Here is a 17,584-nt window from a genome sequence, read left to right as displayed (position 1 = left end):
TCCGACCAGCCCCGAACCCGCCTGGTACCGGACGGGCGGGTGCGGGGTGGGGGAGCGGGCGAAGCTCGCACGGGCTCACACCGCCGGGGATGAAAAGCTGTCACAGTGGTGGCAGATGTCCGCCGCAGGCGAGCCCGACCGACCCCGAGAGAAGAAGACGTACGTGCCCCAAGAGATCCCGCCCCGCACGAGCGACCGACTGGACGACGACGACTACCCCGCCTACACCATGGGCCGGGCCGCCGAGCTGATCGGTGCGACACCCGCCTTCCTGCGGGCCGTGGGGGAGGCCGGCCTCATCGTGCCGCTGCGCTCCGAGGGCGGGCACAGGCGCTACTCCAGGAAGCAGCTCAGGACCGCTGCCCGCGCCCGTGAGCTGGTCGACCAGGGAACGCCCGTCGAGGCCGCGTGCCGGATCGTCGACCTGGAGGACCGGCTGGCCCGGGCCCAGCGACGCAACGAGGAACTGACCGTCGAGGACGTCGAGGACGTCGAGGACGTAGAGGACGTAGAGGACGCAGAGAACGCAGAGAACGCCGGGGCGGCCGAAGACGTCGCGGGCGCCAGGAGGGCCGGGGCCGCCGGGGCCGCCAAGGACACGGGGCGGGCGGAGGACCCCGCGGACGCCGGGAGGGCCGGGGCGCCGGCCCCGGCCCGCGGTGAATGAATATCTGTTCCGGCGGCGACAGAAAACAGAATTCCGTTTCCGTGATTTCGCCCCGGGAGTTCCGCGAGTTCCGCCCGCGCGGCCGCGCGGGCGGAACTGACCGGAGCCACATTTCCTCCGGGCCGGGCGGGACCGGCGTGCTACGCTGATTTTCAGTTGCTAGTTGTGGTTCCCGTCAAATTACGGCGCACAGCACAGCCTCGGCGCTGATTTCGCCCCCGGGTTTCACCCCGGGAGATTTCACTCCGATGGATGCGCTTTGTTTGTTCGGTATTTTCTCCGAATGGGGAGATCATCGCGGCGACGCGGGCGATCGCACAGTGCGGTCCGCCCGAGAACTGCCCCACAGAGGAGATGTACATGGCTACTGGCACCGTCAAGTGGTTCAACGCGGAAAAGGGCTTCGGCTTCATCGAGCAGGAGGGCGGCGGCGCGGACGTCTTCGCTCACTACTCGAACATCGCCACCCAGGGCTTCCGCGAGCTGCAGGAGGGCCAGAAGGTGACCTTCGACGTCACGCAGGGCCAGAAGGGCCCGCAGGCCGAGAACATCGTTCCCGCCTGACGCCGACGCGTTCCGCGACCGGGGCCCGCACCACCACAGTGGTGCGGGCCCCGGTCCGTCGTGAAAGCCCTTTCACTTCCCGCCTTTCGGCCGGGCCCGTCGCGGGAACCGCGGAACGGGCCGCCCGGGACGGCACCCAGGAATTACCGACGGCCCCGGCCGCCCGGCACAAAGGGCGACGGCCCCGCCGGCCCCCGACGGCTCCGGAAGACGCCGCCAGGACGACGCGACCGATGGACTCCCTCCCGCCCAGCCCGTGGCGGACCTCCAACGACCCAGATGAGGCACGATGCGCTGCGTGATTGCCCGGTACCCCTTCGATCTGATCAAAAGCGATGTGCAGGCGTCGATGAAGGGCATCGCCCCGGAGGCGATCACCGCGGAGTCGGTGACCATCGGCCGCCGCCAGTACCCCGTCAAGCAGGTGGGCCAGGTCATCACCGGTCAGGACCGGCGGGACTTCTCCGCGGGAGAGGTGGTCCGCGCCCTGACCCGGCTCGGCTTCACGTGCCACGCCGCACCGCAGCCGGTGGTCCCCGAGCCCTTCTCGCTCGGCTCCCCCGAGGGCACGCTCGGCTGACGCGCCACCGGACCGGCGCCCAGGGCCGCTGACGCGACAACGGCCCCGCCCCCGGCGTCCAGGGCCGTAGGACCCCGGCCTCCCGGCCCCCTCCCGGCCGTACGACCGACGCCCCGCCCGCGCACCTGATCGTGCGCGGGCGGGGCGTCGGCCGTTGCCGTGGCGGGATCGTCGCCGGGCCCGTCCGCCGTCCGGTTCATACGAACGCGCTGTACCCCGTCGCCGCGCGCCCCACGATCAGCGCGTTCATGTCGCGGGTGCCCTCGTACGAGTACAGCGCCTCCGCGTCGGCGAAGAAGCGGGCGGCGTCGTGTTCGAGCAGGATGCCGTTGCCGCCGAACACCTCCCGGGCCCAGGCCACCGTCTCCCGCATGCGCGAGGTGCAGAACATCTTGGCCAGAGCGGCCTGCGCGTCGGACATCTCGTCGCGTTCCTCCAGGGCGGCCATCCGCACGACCATCGCCTGGGACGCCGTGATGTTCGCGAGCATCCGCGCCAGCAGGTCCTGGACGAGCTGGAAGCCGGCGATGGGCCGTCCGAACTGCTCCCGCTCCACGGTGTACGCGCGAGCCGCCTCGTAGGCCCCGATCGCACAGCCCGTCGCGCTCCACGCGACCCCGCCGCGCGTCACCTTCAGCACCCGCGCGGTGTCCCGGAAGGAGTGCGCCTCCTGGAGCCGGTCGGCCTCGGGGACCCGGACGTCCTCCAGCACGATGTGCGCGTTCTGCACCCCGCGCAGCGCGATCTTGTGCTCCAGTCTGCGGGCGCTGAACCCCGGGGTGCCCTTCTCCACGACGAAGCCCTTGACCTGCTCGTCCTCCTCGTCCTTCGCCCAGATGACGATCAGGTCGGCGAAGGTCGCGTTGCCGATCCACTTCTTCTCGCCGTTGAGCACCCACACGTCGCCCTCGCGCCGCGCCGTGGTCGTGAGCCCGAGCGCGGTGCCCGAGCCGACGAGCGGCTCGGTGAGCCCGAAGGCGCCGGTCTTCTCCCAGCGCGACATCGCCGGCAGCCACCGCTCCCGCTGCTCCGCCGAACCGCACTCCCGGATCGACCCCATGGCGAGCCCCGCGTGCACCCCGAAGAAGGTCGCGAACGAGGGATCGACCCGCGCCATCTCCATGCCGAGCAGTCCGGCGAACAGGTGGCCGCGCGGGGCGATGCCGTCCGCGTCCCCCGGCTCCCCGGTGATCCCGAGCGTCCGGATCTCCTCCCGCAGACCGAGCGGGGTGTGCTCCTGCTCCCACCACTCGTTGGCGTGCGGCGCGACCCGCGTGACCAGGAACTCCCGTACGGAGTCGAGCCTCTTGCGCTCGTCCGTGTCCAGCAGGTCCTTCACCCGGTAGAAATCCCCCTCGACCGCACCCGGATCAGTCCGGTGCTGGTGCTCCGCCATCACAGCCGCCTCTCGAAGACTCCTGGTTACCGCCGAGTACCCCGCGCCGGGACGCCCAGACCCCCGCAGGTGGCCGCCGCACGCGCCGGGCGGCGACGGAAGCCGCCGGCCGGGCGTACGGGACGGTGCGGGGGAGCGGGGCGACGGCGGGACGAGGGAGCCGACGGAGGGCCCACGACGATAGGCGGCCCGGGCGCGACGGAGGGGAGCGCGGGTGTGCCGGGTGTGTCGGGTCCGCCGGTGACGAGCGGTGTGTCGGGGACGACGGGAAGGGCGAGGCGCCGAGCCTCGCCCTCGCACCCCCCACGGAAGCGGCTTCCGTCAGTCCCGGAAGCGGATGCCGTTCACCGCCGCGTCGAAGACCGGCCGGAACTGCTCCCACTGGGACTGCGGCGCCGACAGGTAGACCACGTACTGCGTCCCGTTGGTCCCGCTGAACGCGAGTTCCACCGCGCGGAAGTCCCGCACCCGGCCCTTGAAGGTGAACTCCCAGTACCCGGCGGGCCGCCCCCGGAAGGTCGTGGCCGCCATCCGTACCCGTTCGTAGCCCGGACTGTCCCGGCGGGTCTGCTCCTCCTCGGTGTCGCGCCAGTGCGCGAGGGGGTCGGAGCCCGCGAACTGGACGACGTCGACCCGCAGGCCCGCGAGCCCCGTCGGGTCGAGGTAGGCGAGCTGGCCGCCGCCCAGGTCCTTCGTCGTCCAGCCCTCCCGTACGGGCACGGAGAACCCCTCGCCCGCCTTCCGCAGCTGATACCCGTCGGGCACCGGCGGCGGCGGGGAGTCGCTCGGCGAAGGGGAACCCTCCGGGGAGCCGCCGGGGGACGTGCCCGCGGGCGAGCCGTCGGCCGCGGACGGACCGGACCCGGCCGAGGGGGCGCCCGCCCCGCGCGGTTCCGCGCTCGCCGAGGAGGTGCCGTCCGGCTGCCACAGCAGTACACCGGCCGTCACGGCGGCCGCGAGCCCGAGCGCCGCCACCGACCAGCGGACCGCACGGCGCCCACGCCCGGTACCGCCCGCCCCGCCACCGGGGACCGGCGGAACCGGGCCCCCGGCGTGGTCCGGGACGGTCGTCGCGAACCGTGCGGTGCCCGGCTCGGGGACGGGGGGAACGTCCAGCCGCTGCGGCCGGGTGGGCGGCTCCACGGTGTCCCCCGCACCCGTCGTCCCCGTTCCCGTTCCCGCCACGAGACCCAGGAGGCGGGCGGCCTCGGGCGCGGTCATGCGGCGGGCCGGGTCCTTCACGAGCAGGCCCTCGATCACCGGGGTCAGGGCCCCCGCGCGGCGCGGCGGGCCGTACGGTTCGGCGGCGATGGCGTACGCCGTCTCGATCGCGGTGTCCCGGTCGTAGGGCGGCTGCCCCTCGACCGCCTGGTACAGCGTCGCCCCCAGCGACCACAGGTCACTGGCCGGGCCGGGGTCGATACCGCTGCGCAGACGTTCCGGGGCCAGGTAGTGGACCGAGCCGACCAGTTCGCCGGTCCGGGTGAGCGAGGAGGTCCCCGGCTCCACCGCGATCCCGAAGTCGGTCAGGACGATGCGGCCGTCGTGCCCGAGCAGCACGTTGCCCGGCTTGACGTCCCGGTGCAGTACGCCCGCCGCGTGCGCGGCCCGGAGCGCGGCCGCCATGGCCCCGCCGATCCGCGCGACCTCGGCCGGCGGCAGCGCCCCGCGCCGCTTCAGCACGTCCGCCAGGGTCACCGAGGGGACGTACTCCATGACGATGCACGGCAGGCCCTCGTCGTCCACGACGTCGTGCACGACCGTCACGTTCGGATGGGTGATCCGGGCGGCGCTGCGCGCCTCGCGGCGGGTGCGCTCGTAGAGGCGCTGGACCTCGCCCTCGCTCTCGTGCAGGTGCGGCGGGACGTGAAGCTTCTTCACGGCGACGTGCCTGCCGAGCAGTTCGTCCTCTGCGCGCCACACGGTCCCCATACCGCCCCGGCCCACCCGCTCCACGAGCCGGTACCGGCCGACCACGAGCCGGCCCTGATCGGACACCGTGAGACCTCCCCCTCTTCGCACACCTGAACAGACGGCGATAGCACGATAGCTTGTGCGATCAAGGCGGCGGACGGTCGTTCCGGCGGCGGGACCGCGCAACGCCCGTGTCGTGAGAGGCGGGTGTGCGGCGCGTGAGGGGCCGGTGCCCGGACTGCGGGCGGCTGCGGCCGGGCCGTCGCCGTGACAGCCGCCGGGCCGTCAGGGCCGCCCCGGCAGAGGGGCGGTGCGACCGTCCCGTACGCCGCCCGGCCGTCATTCGCGCCCAATTTCTCTTACCCGCACGGTTGTTGACCGCCCCGCGCACCGCCACTAGCCTCGCCGGGGCCCGAACGAAGCGTGTGTACGTGTACGGAAGGGTGTTGACAACGATGTCAGAGACCTCGCGGGAGCGGAAGCCGGAGCGGGAACGGCAGCACGCCCGGGAACTCGACCAGGACCGGGACCGGGGTGAGGACCGAGCCCGGGACCCCCGGCCCTCGCGGCCGAGCCGGAGGGCCGTGGGCAAGGCCGCTGCGGTGGCGGGCGGTTCGCTCGCACTGGCAGGGCTTCCGGCGACGGCCCGGGCGGACACCCGTAACGGCCGTGACACCCGTAACACCCGCAATGCCCAGGCGCGGAAGCCGGGCGCCGACGCGGACCGGGACCTCAACTCTTCCCCCGGCCGTCACCGACGCCGCGCGGTCACGGCGTACGAGGGCCTGAACCGCCACTTCCGCGTCCCGAAGACCGGGCTCTACGCGCCGAACTTCCCCGTCCAGCCCGAGGACAACCCCTACGCGTACGTCTATCCGTACTCCGGGGTCGTCACCGCCACGCTCGGCCTGCTGCGGCTCGACCGCCGTTACGCCCCGGACGTCCGCGACCAGGCCGGGAGCCTCGCCGCGTACTACGACCCGGCGCCCGCCTCCGCCAACCCGCCGAGCCCGCCGGCCCGGCCCAGCCCGCCCGGCTACGCCTCGTACGTACTGCCGCCGCTCGGCGAGGGCGGTGACCTCTTCTACGACGACAACGAATGGCTCGGCCTCGCCGCGCTCCAGCAGTACCGCACGACCGGCGACCGGGCGGCCCTCAAGCGCGCCGAACTCGTCTTCGCGCTCGTCGAGTACGGCTGGGACGACGACTCCGGCCACCCCGACCCGGGTGGCACGTACTGGACGCAGGGCACCGACAACCACGACCGCAACACGGTCTCCACCGCGCTCGGTGCCGAGATCGGGGCCCGCCTCCACCTGCTCACCGGGAACCGGTCCCACCTGCGGCACTCCCTCCGGATGTTCGACTGGGTCGACCGCAACCTCAGGGGACCGAACGGCCTGTACTGGGACCACGTCGATCTCGAAGGCACCGTGGACAAGGCGCAACTCGCCTACAACCAGGGCAATATGCTCGGCGCGGCCGCCCTGCTGCACCTGGCCACCGGGGAACGCGGCTACCTGCGGCGGGCGAGCGACATCGCCGGCACGGCGCTCGACTTCTACGGCTCCGGCGAGACCTTCGTCAACGACGTCCCCGGCGCCGTGGTGTTCTTCAAGAACCTGCTGCTCCTGCACTCGATCCGCCCCGACGACCGCTACCGCCGAGAGCAGCAGAAGTACGCCGACCTCTTGTGGGAGAAAGTCGACGAGAGCACCGGCCTGCTCACCACGCGGGACCCGCTGGCCGTCAACGCCCAGGCCGCACTGGTCGAGATGCAGGCCCTGGCCGCCTGGAGCCCGCGCGACTACCACCTGCTGCTCTGAACCACCCCCACCCGGTAAGGCCAGTGGATCGCCGGGGCTCCGGGTCTCCGGGGCCCCGGCTTCTGGTGTTCCGGGTCTCCGGGGCACTGGGCTCGGTGCGAGCACGCGCCGACCCCGGCGCGCAAGGATTTCAGCCCCATTCCACCTTTCTGGGTAAACAGACCACCTTTTCGGATAAGCGCCGTCCGCCGGGACAACCATCGGTACGGCCGGACGACGTCCGGCCGTACGGAGCGAGGCGCCGGGGCTGCCCGGCACACCGCTCCGGGAATCGGTTGCGAGGAAGGTGCCGGAGCTATGCGTGCAGAAGCCACCCAGCGGGTCGCGCTCGTCTTCTCCCTGCTGGACGCCAACGGGAACGGCGTGCTCGACGCCGACGACTTCACGCTCATGGGCGACCGGGTCGTGGCCGCCGCCCCGCGGTCCGGGCGGGCGGCGCACGACGCCATGCGGGCGGCCTTCGCCCGGTACTGGACGACGCTGCTCACCGAGCTGGACGCCAACGGGGACGGCGAGATCAGCTTCGAGGAGTACACCGCCTGCGTCCTGTCGCCCGAGCGCTTCGACGCGACGATCACCGAGTTCGCCGAGGCGCTCGCCGCACTGGGCGACCCGGACGGCGACGGGCTCATCGAACGCCCCGCCTTCCACGCCCTGATGGCGGCGATCGGCTTCGAACGCGACAACGTCGAAGCGCTCTTCGACGCCTTCGGCCCCACGGCGGACGACCGCGTGCCGGTGCCGGTCTGGGCCGAGGGGATCAGGGACTACTACGCCCCCGACAAGGCGGGCATCCCCGGTGACCGCCTGGTCTCCGGGTCCGGGGCCGGGGACCAGCTGGTCACCGGGACCGCGGTCTGACGCGGGCCCGGGCAGCGTGAACACGGACAACCGGGACGCCGGGAGAGCGGACGGCGGCACCGCGAAGACGGCCGTGGCCGACGGCGGCACCGCGAAGACGGCCGTGGCCGACGGCGGCACCCGGGACGCCGGGGAACGGCATGTCGTCGGGCTGGCGGTCGGCCGCGGCACGGGGGCGGAGGTCGCGGCCGTCTTCGAGCGCGTCCTCGGCCGCTTCGCCGAGCTGTACGGAACGGACGTCACCGTGGCGCGCTCGCCGCGCGTCTACCACTCGTACGTCTCGCTGAAAGAGGTGTCCCTCGGGGGCGGTGGCGGCGGTATCGACGAGGTGCGTGCGCTGACCCGGGAGGACGCCGACCACTACGAGCAGTTCGTCCGCGCGCGGGCCGCCGCCGGTGGCCGCGTCGTCTTCCGTACGGCGATCAACGCGCAGACCCTGTACCTGGTCCGGCAGCGGCTGCAAGCCGTGAAGGTGGACGCCCTCGACGCCGCCGGCGCCAGGCTCCTGCTGGTCAGGGACCAGGCGCAGGGCTTCTACACCGGGGAGAACGAGCACACCCCGGGGCGCGTGCGGCGGATCACGGAGTTCAGCCGGGAGATCACCGGGAAGGTCCTGGAGTACGCCCTGCGCCGGGCCCGGCAGGAGTGGCCCGGCGAGGGACCGGCCCGGATCGTCATGGCGTACAAGTTCCACCTGCTCGACGGCGCCCTGGACGTGTGGGCCGCGGAGTTCGCGCGGCGCCACGGCGTCGACGTACAGGTCTTCCAGCCGGACACCGTGAACCGGAACCTGATCGCGGAAGGACCGGCGGACCGCACCGTCCTCGTGGCGGGCAACGAGTGGGCGGACATCATGCACGTCGTCCTGCTCGACCGGTTCGGCGCCGGCCGGCAGGAGGAGCACTGCACCCGCAACGTGCACCTGCACGAGGACCTGGACGGGCTCGTCGAGTACCAGACGGTGCACGGATCGGCCGACGACCTCGAAGGACGGGACCTCGTCAACCCGGTGGCCACGGTGCGCGCCGCCGCGGCCGTCGCCGAACGGCACACCGGCTGCGAGGGCGCCGTGGCCGCGGCGGAACAGGCCCTCGCCCGGCTCAGGGAGGAGGGCGTCAGCACCCCGGACCTCGGCGGCGGGCACTCCACCACCGCCGTCGTGGACACCCTGCTCGGGACGCTGGAACGACCACCCGGCCCAGCGGCGGTGCCGACGACCCGGACGGCGCCGCCGCCCCTGGCCGAACCGGTCAGCGGGCCGTGACGGACGGCGGGGGCCCGGACCGCAGGGGGCCGGAGGGGAGGGGTCCGGACGGCAGCGGCACGGCGCTGGTCGTCGTCGACGTCCAGAACGACTTCTGCGCCGGCCCGCTCGCGACCGCGCGCTACCCGGGCGACCCGGCGAGACTGGAGACCGTGGTGCGCCACACGGCCCGCGCCGTCGAGGCGGCCCGCTCCCGGTCCATCGAGGTGGTGTTCGTCCGCTTCCTCGGGGACCCCTCCCACCAGGGCGCCGCCTGGAGACGCCGGGACGCCGCGCGCGGCAAACCGCCCAAGTGCCTGGAAGGCAGCTGGGGCGCCGAGTTCCCCGAGGGGCTCGGCCCGGCCCCCGGGGAGCGGGTGTTCACCAAGCGGGCCTGCTTCGACGCGTTCCTGGCGGAGGGCTTCGAGAGACATCTCGCGGAGCGCGGTACCGGCCACCTGGCCTTCGCGGGGCTCTTCGCCGACGTCTGCGTGGACAGCACGGCGCGCACCGCTTTCCAGAAGGGCCTGCACGTCACCGTACTGAGCGACTGCACCACCGCCCTGCACACACCCGACGAACAGATCCTGCGCTTCATGCACCGCGTCTACGGCGCCCGCGTCACCACGCACGACCGCGCCGCGCTGTGGACGCGCCACCCGGAGCAGCAGGAAGAGCAGGAAGAGGAGGAAGGGCAGGAAGAGGAGGAAGAGCAGGAAGGACAGGAAGAGGAGGAGACAGCGTGGCGGTGACAACGGAGGAGGCGACGGCGGGCGGTATGGCGGCGGGCGTCGCCCGGACCGCGCTCATGGTCGCCGCGGCGAGAGCCGTCGAGACGCACCGCCCCGACGCCCTCGCCCGCGACACCTACGCGCAGCACTTCGTCCGGGCGGCCCCGGCCTGCTCGACGTGGCCGGTGCACCCGGCGCAGGTGCCGGGCGGCGAGTCGAACCCCCTGTGGGGCAGACTCGGCCGCTACTTCGCCCTGCGCACCCGGGCCTTCGACGACAGCCTGCTGCGACAGACCACAGCGGGGGTGCGCCAGGTGGTCCTGCTCGGCGCCGGCCTGGACACCCGCGTCTACCGGCTCCCGCTGCCCGGCGACTGCACCGTCTTCGAGATCGACCAGCAGGACGTCCTCGACTTCAAGCAGCACACCCTGGACGGCCTGGGCGCCCACCCCCGGGCCGGACGGGTGACGGTCGCCAGCGACCTGCGCGGCGACTGGCTCCCGGCACTGAGCGCGGCCGGCTTCGACGCCACCCGCCCCACCGCCTGGATCGCGGAAGGACTGCTCCTCTACCTGCCCTCGGCGGCCGAACGCCGCCTCATCGACACGATCGACGCCCACAGCGCCCCCGGAAGCGGCCTCGTCTACGAGGTGAAACACGGCACGGAGAGCCCGGCGGTCCGCGACTCCCCGGTCTACAAGGCGGCCCGCGACCAGATCGGCGTCAACCTGCTGACCCTCTTCGACCCGGACCCCAGACCCGACTCCGCGCACGACCTCACCGAACGCGGCTGGCACACGAGCGTCCGCACCCCCTTCCACTACACCGACCACTACGGCCGCGGCCCCCGGGAAGAACAGGACGACGCCTTGGCCGCCAACCGATGGGTGTTCGCGACCCGTTGACCGACGAGCACCCGAGGGACGCGGACGGGCGCGGGCGCGGGGGTGCTCAGCCGACGGCGAGCGCCAGGCCCAGCAGCAGGAGAACCACTCCCGCCAGGGCCATGACGCTCCCGGCCAGCCTGAAGAACCAGGGGCCGAACCCGTCGTTGTCCGCGAGGCTCAACTCGCCCGTACGCGAGCCCCTCAGCTCCAGGACAGCCCGCCGCCGCGCCAGCATCCCGTCAACGGCCCCGCCCAGATTGAAGGCCCATCGCGCCCCGAACCAGACCGCCACCGCTCCCAGGGCGAAGAGGAGGACCAGACTCCCTGGCGAACTGGACGAGGAAGCCGCCAAGGCGGACGCTTTCGTGATCATGAAGCGGAGTTTCGCAGACGGCGGCACGGATGTCACCGCGGTTCCCCGCCCCGCGGCAGGAGGCCGACGGCCGGGGTCTCCCGACCGGTTTCGGCCGGTTCCCCGCTCGGGTAGACGAAGCAGTCGCTGGGTACTTTGTCCGCGAGGACCGGCGCGCCGCAGCAGGACATGCCGACGGGCGACGTCCGTCGAAAGCAACCGCCCGTCGGCTCCGGGACGAGGAGGAGCGCGGAATGCCGTTGGAGTTCGGGCTGTGGCGGGTGGACGACGGCAGGCCGAAGCGCGTCGCGACGCGGCCGATGACGCTGGAGTCCCGGCTGGAAGACCTCATCGAGGCCGATCCGGAGATCCTGGGCAGACGTCTTCTCCTGATCGGTCGGCAAGTACTCACCGACCACGGCAAGTTCATCGACCTGCTCGGCATCGACGCCGAGGGCGGTCTGCACGTGCTGGAGCTGAAGCGTTTCCGTACGCCCAGGGAAGTGGTCGCTCAGCTGCTCGACTACGGTTCCTGGGTCCAGGACCTCGGCAACGAGGACATCCGCGAGAAGTACGCCGCGTACGCCCACAAGCGCGGCCTTCCGGAGGAACTGGACGAGGCGTTCGCACTGCGCTTCGGCGGCGGCCCGCCCGAAGCGCTGAACAGCACCCACACCCTCACGGTCGTCGCGAGCGAGATCGACGCGGCGACCGAGCGGATCGTCACCTACCTCGCCTCGGGCTATCAGGTCCCCCTCAACGTGCTCTTCTTCCGCCACCTGGAGGACGACGGGCGCTCCTACCTCGCCCGCACCTGGCTGATCGACGACGTCGAGGCGGCGGCCCCCACGGGACCCAGGGGCGTGGAAAGCAGGAGCCGTGGAACGGCACGGACTGGTACGTCTCCTTCGGGGCCGAGCCGGGCGGCCGGAACTGGGACGATGCTCGTCAGTACGGCTTCGTATCGGCCGGTGGAGGCGACTGGTTCTCCCGGACGCTGCGCTCTCTGCCCGTCGGCGCGCGGGTGTTCACCCACATCCCCAAGACGGGATACGTCGGCGTGGGCACGGTGTCGGGTGAGCCGCTGCCCTTCGAGGAGGCCGTTCTCGACGTGGGCGGCGAGAGCCGCCGGATGGCCGATCTCTCGCTCGAAGGCGACTACCGGCCCCACATCGGCACGACGGACAGCGAGGACAGCGAGGACAGCGAGGACCGGGAGGACCGCCGCGAGTGGGTCGCCCCGGTCCGCTGGGAAGCGGCCGTTCCGCGCACCAAGGCCCTGTGGCGCACCGGCTTCTTCGCCAACCAGAACTCCGCGTGCAAGCTCCGCGCCCGCTTCACGATCGACGAGGTCTCCCGCCACTTCGGCACCGACTGACGACTGGCACCGCGCAACCGCTGTTCTGCGACCTGGCATTCGTCCGCCCGAGCGGACGGGGCGAGCGGTGGCCGACGCCCTCTCACGGAGTGGGGAGGCAGATCCCCGTGGATGGTCATCCGCCGAGGCCGCGTCGGGGCCGCCGGCTGCTCGTCGCCTCGCACCTGTCGGTGCGGCACAAGGCCACAGCGGCGCTCAGACCTGGTGCCCGGGCTTCCGTAACTCCGACAACTCCTCCCGTCCCTTCGCGACAACCGTCAGCGTGGCGTGTGGATCCGCGCCCGGAGGGAGCGGGGTGTCGGCGATGAGATCCCGGAAGGTGTAGGGGACGTCGAGCCAGCTCAGCAGTGCGCGCCAGTGCTCTGTCCGGGCCCGGCGGAGACCCGTGTCCCAGGGGTCGGACGCGTAAGGAGTGCCGTCCATGCCCAGGAGGCCCGCGCGGCGTACCAGGCAGGGGTAGCACAGGCCGCAGTTGGCGAGGCCGGAGCCGTGCGGGCGGTGCTGTGGAGGGACGCCGCAGCTCAGGGTGGTGGCGAGGTCGTCGGGGGTGAGGCCGGCATCGAGGGCGCGATGACATACCTGACGCTTGGTGAGGTGGGCGAGTGGGTTGTGGAGATGTACGGCAGGGCCGTAGGCCACGGCGGCGATCAGCCGGTTCAGCAGGTGCAGGGTCCAGGGGTGGACGGAGCGCGTGGAGCAGGCGGAGGCGCGGGCGGGGGTCAGGGGAGGGTTGATGGAGAGCTGGCCGTTCTCGGGAATGTGTGCGACGGGGGCGCCTTCTGCGGCTGCGGCGCGGACGGCGGTGGTCGCGTAGAGGAAGCCGCGCGAGCGGGTGGAGCGCTCAAGACCGGCCTGGCTCGTATCCCGGCGGCGTACGTTCTGGCTTAGGGTGATGCGCCGGACGGGACGGGATCGACGCTGGTGAACGGCGGCGTACGCGGCGTCCTGGAGGGCGCCGAAGTTCTGTTCACCGAAGGAGACGAGCAGCAGCTCGCCGGACGTGTCGACAGTGGCTCGCTGGGCCGCCCAACTCAGTGAATCCAGGCCCCCGGAGAACAGGGCGACCTCCGCAGCGCGGGAGCCCGGGTCGAAGGTGAAGGGCACATTGGTGGCGAGTCCGGCATCACGGAATTCCACCTCCCAGTGGTCACCGGTCAGGGTTCGCAGCAGGGAGGCGAGGAGGGGGCGTGCGGACTGCCAGCGCTCGTAAGCGGTGACCGGTACGGAGAGCCGCAGGCGGCGCGTCCAGCGGTCGAAGGCCGCGTCACGGCGGGCATGCTTGTCCGCGGCGAAGACGGCACGGCCGACTCGGTGCAGATCGTCCGCCCAGGGTGGGGCGGAGCCCAGGAGGGTCTGCCAGTGCGGGGCACGGTGCTTGGCCTCCGCGTAGTTGAGGTCACTCAGTGGCTGCCATCCGGCGGGGAGTCTCGTCCCGCCGGGCTCAAGCCAGTAGAAGCGGTGACGGGTGGCCGTCATGCGGGTTTCTCCTCGGCGCCATCCTGGGGTTCCACTACGTCCTCAACGACCAGGCCCAGCACCTTGCCCACCGTGCCGGGGACCAGGCGCCGGGCGACGTCCGGGAGGGAGCCGACCGGGTCCTCGATCAGCGACTCCGCGGACTCGGCCTCCTCCACCAGTCCAGCGGCCTCCTCGCAGGGGCTCGGCACGAGCGAGAGAACGTTGTCGGCGGCCCAGTCCGCGATGTGATCACCGGGATCGAGAACAGGCAGGACCGGAACCACGAGCTTGACCTTCTCTGCAATGACGGACCGCAGGAACTCGCTCACCACGTCCGCGAAGAACCACTGGTAGAGCAGGCACAGCAGGTCCCCGGCGAGACCACCGTCTCCGGCCTCGTCGCCGCTGCTCACGAGGTTGTGCCGCTTCAGGAGACGCTCGGCAGTGTCCCTTGCGGCCCGTCGTATCGCCGCGTCGGTGAGCGTGCCGCCGTCTCCGCCTACTTCTTGGGTGAAACGGGCCAGGAAATCGTCCGCTTCCTTCAGGCCGCCCGGGTTGTCTTCAGCCAGCGCGGCCATCGTGTCGGCGAGGCGGTAGCCGGCCTCGGTCGTGGCCTCGACGAGGCCGAAGGCCGACTGGTCTTCGCGTATGGTCCGGTGCAATACGTCCAGGTAGTCATCGAAGATCTCGTCCAGGTGTCGCTCGGCCTGCGGTCCGTCGCCGTTCCATCTGGACAGCCGTCTGCTGACGCGGCTCCACTCGGCGGCTGTGCCTGACCGGCCGCCCGGACCGCACCAGCGCGTGGACGTGCCCATCCCGACCACCCACCCCCACGATTTGACGGCGTCCTCCTGGTTATGGGACCAGGAAGGGCAGCGCACAGGTAGAACGCGAACCGGCCAATCGCACGGCCGGTTCCCGGGGGAGTCGTGGGGCACGATCATGGGCTGAGGCCCGACGCCGGTCAGTCCGGATCCGCCGTCGTCCCCAGCGTTGGACAGTCATGTCCTCAAGGCCACGACCGCCGGGATGGGCGGCAGCTCCGGACCCGTCGTGACCAGTGGCCTCCGGCAGGCCGATCCGGGTAACTGCAACCTCAACGTCGAAGGGCCCCACTGCAAGCAGTGGGGCCCTTCGACGTATTGCCCGGTGAGAGCAATGGCGGAGGATACGAGATTCGAACTCGTGAGGGGTTGCCCCCAACACGCTTTCCAAGCGTGCGCCCTAGGCCTCTAGGCGAATCCTCCGCTGGAGACATTACATGACCTCGGGGCGTGCTCGCGAACTCGTTCCCGAGGCCAGGATCGGGTACTGTGTGCGCAGCCCCTCACGTGGCGCTATCTGACTGAATCCCCCAGGGCCGGAAGGCAGCAAGGGTAGGTCGGCTCTGGCGGGTGCGTGGGGGGCGTCTTCGCTTCCGGGGCCGCAGGGGCGGGTGCGGCGGTCGCGGCGACGGGCCGGGGCCGGGGGCCGGATCGCCGGGGCGGTCCGGTTGTCCGTGGGCGCCTATAACCTCGTAGACGTGTCGTCTCTCGCGCTCTACCGCCGTTACCGCCCCGAGTCCTTCGCCGAGGTCATCGGGCAGGAGCATGTGACTGCCCCGTTGTCCCAGGCGCTGCGGAACAACCGGGTCAATCACGCGTACCTGTTCAGCGGGCCGCGCGGCTGTGGGAAGACGACCAGTGCGCGCATCCTCGCCCGCTGCCTGAACTGCGAGCAGGGGCCCACCCCGACGCCCTGCGGGGAGTGCCAGTCCTGTCGTGACCTCGCGCGCAACGGGCCGGGGTCCATCGACGTCATCGAGATCGACGCCGCCTCCCACGGTGGTGTGGACGACGCGCGCGACCTGCGGGAGAAGGCGTTCTTCGGGCCCGCCTCCAGCCGGTACAAGATCTACATCATCGACGAGGCCCACATGGTCACCTCGGCCGGGTTCAACGCCCTGCTGAAGGTGGTCGAGGAGCCGCCGGAGCACCTCAAGTTCATCTTCGCGACGACCGAGCCCGAGAAGGTCATCGGGACCATCCGCTCGCGCACGCACCACTACCCGTTCCGGCTCGTGCCGCCCGGGACCCTGCGTGAGTACCTCGCCGAGGTGTGCGGGCACGAGAAGGTCCAGATCGAGGACGGGGTGCTGCCGCTCGTCGTCCGGGCCGGCGCCGGTTCCGTGCGTGACTCGATGTCCGTCATGGACCAGTTGCTGGCCGGCGCCGACGACGGCGGTGTGAGCTATGCCATGGCCACCTCGCTGCTCGGCTACACCGACGGCTCGCTGCTCGACTCCGTCGTCGACGCCTTCGCCGCCGGGGACGGGGCCGCCGCCTTCGAGGTCGTCGACCGCGTCATCGAGGGCGGAAACGACCCGCGCCGCTTCGTCGCCGACCTGCTGGAGCGGCTGCGTGACCTCCTCATCCTCGCCGCCGTCCCGGACGCGGGGGAGAAGGGGCTCATCGACGCCCCCGCCGACCTCGTCGAACGCATGCAGGCCCAGGCGTCCGTCTTCGGTGCCGCCGAACTGAGCCGCGCCGCCGACCTGGTCAACGCGGGGCTCACCGAGATGCGCGGGGCGACCTCGCCCCGGCTCCAGCTCGAACTCATCTGCGCCCGCGTGCTGCTGCCCGCCGCCTACGACGACGAGCGGTCGCTGCTCGCCCGGCTCGACCGCCTGGAGCGCTCCGGACCCCCGCCCGCCGCCTATACCCAGGCCGCTGCCCCGGCTCCGGCCCCCGCGGCCCCCGTCGCGCAGCCGGCGCCCCCGGTGTCCGCGCCCGTGGCCCAGCCGGAGGCCGCGCCCGCTCCCCAGGCCGCACCGCCCGCCGCCGCTCCCGCCGCGCCCGGCTCCTGGCCCACGACCACCGGGTCCGGCGGCGGGGCGGGGCGCAGACCGGGCGGCTGGCCCACCGGTGCCTCCCCTTCCTCTTCCCCCGCCCCCACCGGACCCGGCCAGGCGCCCGCGCCCGCCCAGGCCCCGGCGGCCGCCACGGGGGCCCCGGCGGCGGGCGGGCTCGATCCGCGTGCGCTGTGGCCGGACATCCTGGAGGCCGTCAAGAACCAGCGGCGCTTCACCTGGATCCTGCTCAGCCAGAACGCCCAGGTCACCGGGTTCGACGGGACGACCCTCCAGATCGGCTTCGTCAACGCCGGCGCCCGCGACAACTTCTCCGGCAGCGGCAGTGAGGACGTCCTGCGGCAGGCCCTCAGCAGCCGCTTCGGCGTGCAGTGGAAGATCGAGGCCGTCATCGACCCCTCCGGGGGTGGTGGCGGTGCCGGTGGACCGGCAAGCGGCGGCCCCGGTTCCGGCTTCGGGGGTTCCGGTTCCGGTTTCGGCGGCCCGGGCGCGGCTCCCGGTGGGTCCGGCTTCGGCGGCTCCCCCGCGCCCGGCGGTGCGCGCGGCGGCAACGGCGGATACGGCGGTGGGTCCGCGCCCGCCGCGCCGTCCGCGCCCTCGGGGGGGTACGGCAACTCCGCCCCCGAGGCCCCGCCCGCGCCCGGCCCGGCCGCCCCGGCTCCCCGCCCGGCCCCGGCCGCCCCCGCGCCCCGGCCCGCCGCCCCGGAGAACCCCGCCCCCGCTCCCGTAAGACCCCCGGTCTCTCCGGAGGACGACGTCCCACAGGAGGACGACCCGGACCTCGTGGAGAGCGCCCTCAGCGGATACGAGCTCATCGTCCGCGAACTCGGCGCGACCGTCGTGGACGAGTACGACAACGAGTGAGCCGGGCGGCGGCCG

At 72.4% G+C, this 17,584-nt stretch carries 14 protein-coding genes, 1 tRNA gene, 1 other RNA gene and 2 pseudogenes; 12 read left to right on the top strand and 6 right to left on the bottom strand.

Annotated features, from left to right (window positions below; translation table 11 throughout):
* Positions 1-163 precede the first annotated feature (163 nt).
* The 3 genes and pseudogenes from AB0J21_RS31955 to AB0J21_RS31945 form a co-directional block, all read left to right on the top strand.
* Positions 164-469 (top strand): annotated as a pseudogene (locus AB0J21_RS31955) (MerR family transcriptional regulator); the annotation flags it as partial.
* A gap of 558 nt (positions 470-1,027) precedes the next feature.
* Entirely contained in the window at positions 1,028-1,231 is a 204-nt protein-coding gene (locus AB0J21_RS31950; protein ID WP_030788646.1) for a cold-shock protein, read from the top strand.
* Between the two features lie 289 nt (positions 1,232-1,520).
* Positions 1,521-1,811: an SCO5918 family protein gene (locus AB0J21_RS31945; RefSeq protein WP_363149650.1), complete on the top strand. Its 291-nt coding sequence runs from the start codon at positions 1,521-1,523 to the stop codon at positions 1,809-1,811.
* A gap of 196 nt (positions 1,812-2,007) precedes the next feature.
* Here the strand turns inward: AB0J21_RS31945 and AB0J21_RS31940 are convergent, their stop codons facing one another.
* Positions 2,008-3,207, bottom strand: a complete 1,200-nt coding sequence (locus tag AB0J21_RS31940; protein ID WP_363149649.1) for an acyl-CoA dehydrogenase family protein — start codon at positions 3,205-3,207, stop codon at positions 2,008-2,010.
* Between the two features lie 321 nt (positions 3,208-3,528).
* The gene (locus AB0J21_RS31935; protein ID WP_363149648.1) at positions 3,529-5,205 is read right to left on the bottom strand and encodes a serine/threonine-protein kinase; all 1,677 of its coding nucleotides are present in this window, start codon (positions 5,203-5,205) and stop codon (positions 3,529-3,531) included.
* 371 nt (positions 5,206-5,576) lie between these two features.
* On the opposite strand from AB0J21_RS31935, the gene AB0J21_RS31930 reads away from it, so the two are divergent.
* The 5 genes from AB0J21_RS31930 (at position 5,577) to AB0J21_RS31910 (ending at position 10,687) form a co-directional block, all read left to right on the top strand.
* Positions 5,577-6,947, top strand: coding sequence for a glycoside hydrolase family 76 protein (locus AB0J21_RS31930; RefSeq protein ID WP_363149647.1), 1,371 nt, complete (start codon positions 5,577-5,579; stop codon positions 6,945-6,947).
* Positions 6,948-7,244: 297 nt separating this feature from the next.
* The gene (locus tag AB0J21_RS31925; RefSeq protein ID WP_363149646.1) at positions 7,245-7,808 is read left to right on the top strand and encodes an EF-hand domain-containing protein; all 564 of its coding nucleotides are present in this window, start codon (positions 7,245-7,247) and stop codon (positions 7,806-7,808) included.
* A gap of 103 nt (positions 7,809-7,911) precedes the next feature.
* Positions 7,912-9,072 carry an isocitrate/isopropylmalate family dehydrogenase gene (locus tag AB0J21_RS31920; RefSeq protein WP_363149674.1) on the top strand — a complete coding sequence of 387 codons (1,161 nt, stop codon included), beginning with the start codon at positions 7,912-7,914 and terminating at the stop codon, positions 9,070-9,072.
* On the top strand, positions 9,069-9,803 hold the full coding sequence (locus AB0J21_RS31915; RefSeq protein WP_363149645.1) for a cysteine hydrolase family protein: 735 nt from the start codon (positions 9,069-9,071) through the stop codon (positions 9,801-9,803). Before AB0J21_RS31920 ends, AB0J21_RS31915 begins: the two co-directional genes overlap by 4 nt.
* A 26-nt stretch (positions 9,804-9,829) precedes the next feature.
* Positions 9,830-10,687 carry an SAM-dependent methyltransferase gene (locus tag AB0J21_RS31910; RefSeq protein ID WP_363149673.1) on the top strand — a complete coding sequence of 286 codons (858 nt, stop codon included), beginning with the start codon at positions 9,830-9,832 and terminating at the stop codon, positions 10,685-10,687.
* Positions 10,688-10,733: 46 nt separating this feature from the next.
* Here the strand turns inward: AB0J21_RS31910 and AB0J21_RS31905 are convergent, their stop codons facing one another.
* Positions 10,734-11,042, bottom strand: a complete 309-nt coding sequence (locus AB0J21_RS31905) for a hypothetical protein (RefSeq protein ID WP_363149644.1) — start codon at positions 11,040-11,042, stop codon at positions 10,734-10,736.
* Positions 11,043-11,071: 29 nt separating this feature from the next.
* Between AB0J21_RS31905 and AB0J21_RS31900 the strand changes: the two are divergent.
* Both AB0J21_RS31900 and AB0J21_RS31895 read left to right on the top strand, forming a co-directional pair.
* Positions 11,072-11,500 (top strand): annotated as a pseudogene (locus tag AB0J21_RS31900) (hypothetical protein); the annotation flags it as partial.
* A gap of 545 nt (positions 11,501-12,045) precedes the next feature.
* Positions 12,046-12,399, top strand: a complete 354-nt coding sequence (locus AB0J21_RS31895; protein ID WP_363149675.1) for a hypothetical protein — start codon at positions 12,046-12,048, stop codon at positions 12,397-12,399.
* Between the two features lie 195 nt (positions 12,400-12,594).
* Here the strand turns inward: AB0J21_RS31895 and AB0J21_RS31890 are convergent, their stop codons facing one another.
* The 3 genes from AB0J21_RS31890 to AB0J21_RS31880 all read right to left on the bottom strand — a co-directional run bounded on the left by AB0J21_RS31890 (position 12,595) and on the right by AB0J21_RS31880 (position 15,104).
* A complete protein-coding gene (locus AB0J21_RS31890; RefSeq protein ID WP_363149643.1) occupies positions 12,595-13,875 on the bottom strand; it encodes a hypothetical protein in 1,281 nt (426 codons plus the stop codon).
* A complete protein-coding gene (locus AB0J21_RS31885) occupies positions 13,872-14,672 on the bottom strand; it encodes a hypothetical protein (protein ID WP_363149642.1) in 801 nt (266 codons plus the stop codon). Before AB0J21_RS31885 ends, AB0J21_RS31890 begins: the two co-directional genes overlap by 4 nt.
* Before the next feature lie 344 nt (positions 14,673-15,016).
* A tRNA-Ser gene (locus AB0J21_RS31880) sits at positions 15,017-15,104 on the bottom strand.
* A 71-nt stretch (positions 15,105-15,175) separates the two neighbouring features.
* On the opposite strand from AB0J21_RS31880, the gene ffs reads away from it, so the two are divergent.
* Both ffs and AB0J21_RS31870 read left to right on the top strand, forming a co-directional pair.
* Positions 15,176-15,271: signal recognition particle sRNA small type (ffs, locus tag AB0J21_RS31875), an RNA gene on the top strand.
* Between the two features lie 108 nt (positions 15,272-15,379).
* Positions 15,380-17,569, top strand: coding sequence for a DNA polymerase III subunit gamma and tau (locus tag AB0J21_RS31870; protein ID WP_363149641.1), 2,190 nt, complete (start codon positions 15,380-15,382; stop codon positions 17,567-17,569).
* Positions 17,570-17,584 lie beyond the last annotated feature (15 nt).

Origin of the sequence: Streptomyces sp. NPDC049954 (genome assembly GCF_040656295.1) — a bacterium.
Classification (GTDB): Bacteria; Actinomycetota; Actinomycetes; order Streptomycetales; family Streptomycetaceae; genus Streptomyces.
The sequence above is the reverse complement of the archived record's forward strand: the minus strand, read 5'-3'. Positions and strand labels throughout refer to the sequence as shown.

Bases quoted from the DNA above. Each gene is read 5' to 3' on its own strand.
- AB0J21_RS31950 (WP_030788646.1), top strand. From the start codon at position 1,028: ATGGCTACTGGCACCGTCAAGTGGTTCAACGCGGAAAAGGGCTTCGGC.
- AB0J21_RS31945 (WP_363149650.1), top strand. From the start codon at position 1,521: ATGCGCTGCGTGATTGCCCGGTACCCCTTCGATCTGATCAAAAGCGAT.
- AB0J21_RS31940 (WP_363149649.1), bottom strand. From the start codon at position 3,207: ATGGCGGAGCACCAGCACCGGACTGATCCGGGTGCGGTCGAGGGGGAT.
- AB0J21_RS31930 (WP_363149647.1), top strand. From the start codon at position 5,577: ATGTCAGAGACCTCGCGGGAGCGGAAGCCGGAGCGGGAACGGCAGCAC.
- AB0J21_RS31925 (WP_363149646.1), top strand. From the start codon at position 7,245: ATGCGTGCAGAAGCCACCCAGCGGGTCGCGCTCGTCTTCTCCCTGCTG.
- AB0J21_RS31910 (WP_363149673.1), top strand. From the start codon at position 9,830: ATGGCGGCGGGCGTCGCCCGGACCGCGCTCATGGTCGCCGCGGCGAGA.
- AB0J21_RS31905 (WP_363149644.1), bottom strand. From the start codon at position 11,042: ATGATCACGAAAGCGTCCGCCTTGGCGGCTTCCTCGTCCAGTTCGCCA.
- AB0J21_RS31890 (WP_363149643.1), bottom strand. From the start codon at position 13,875: ATGACGGCCACCCGTCACCGCTTCTACTGGCTTGAGCCCGGCGGGACG.
- AB0J21_RS31885 (WP_363149642.1), bottom strand. From the start codon at position 14,672: ATGGGCACGTCCACGCGCTGGTGCGGTCCGGGCGGCCGGTCAGGCACA.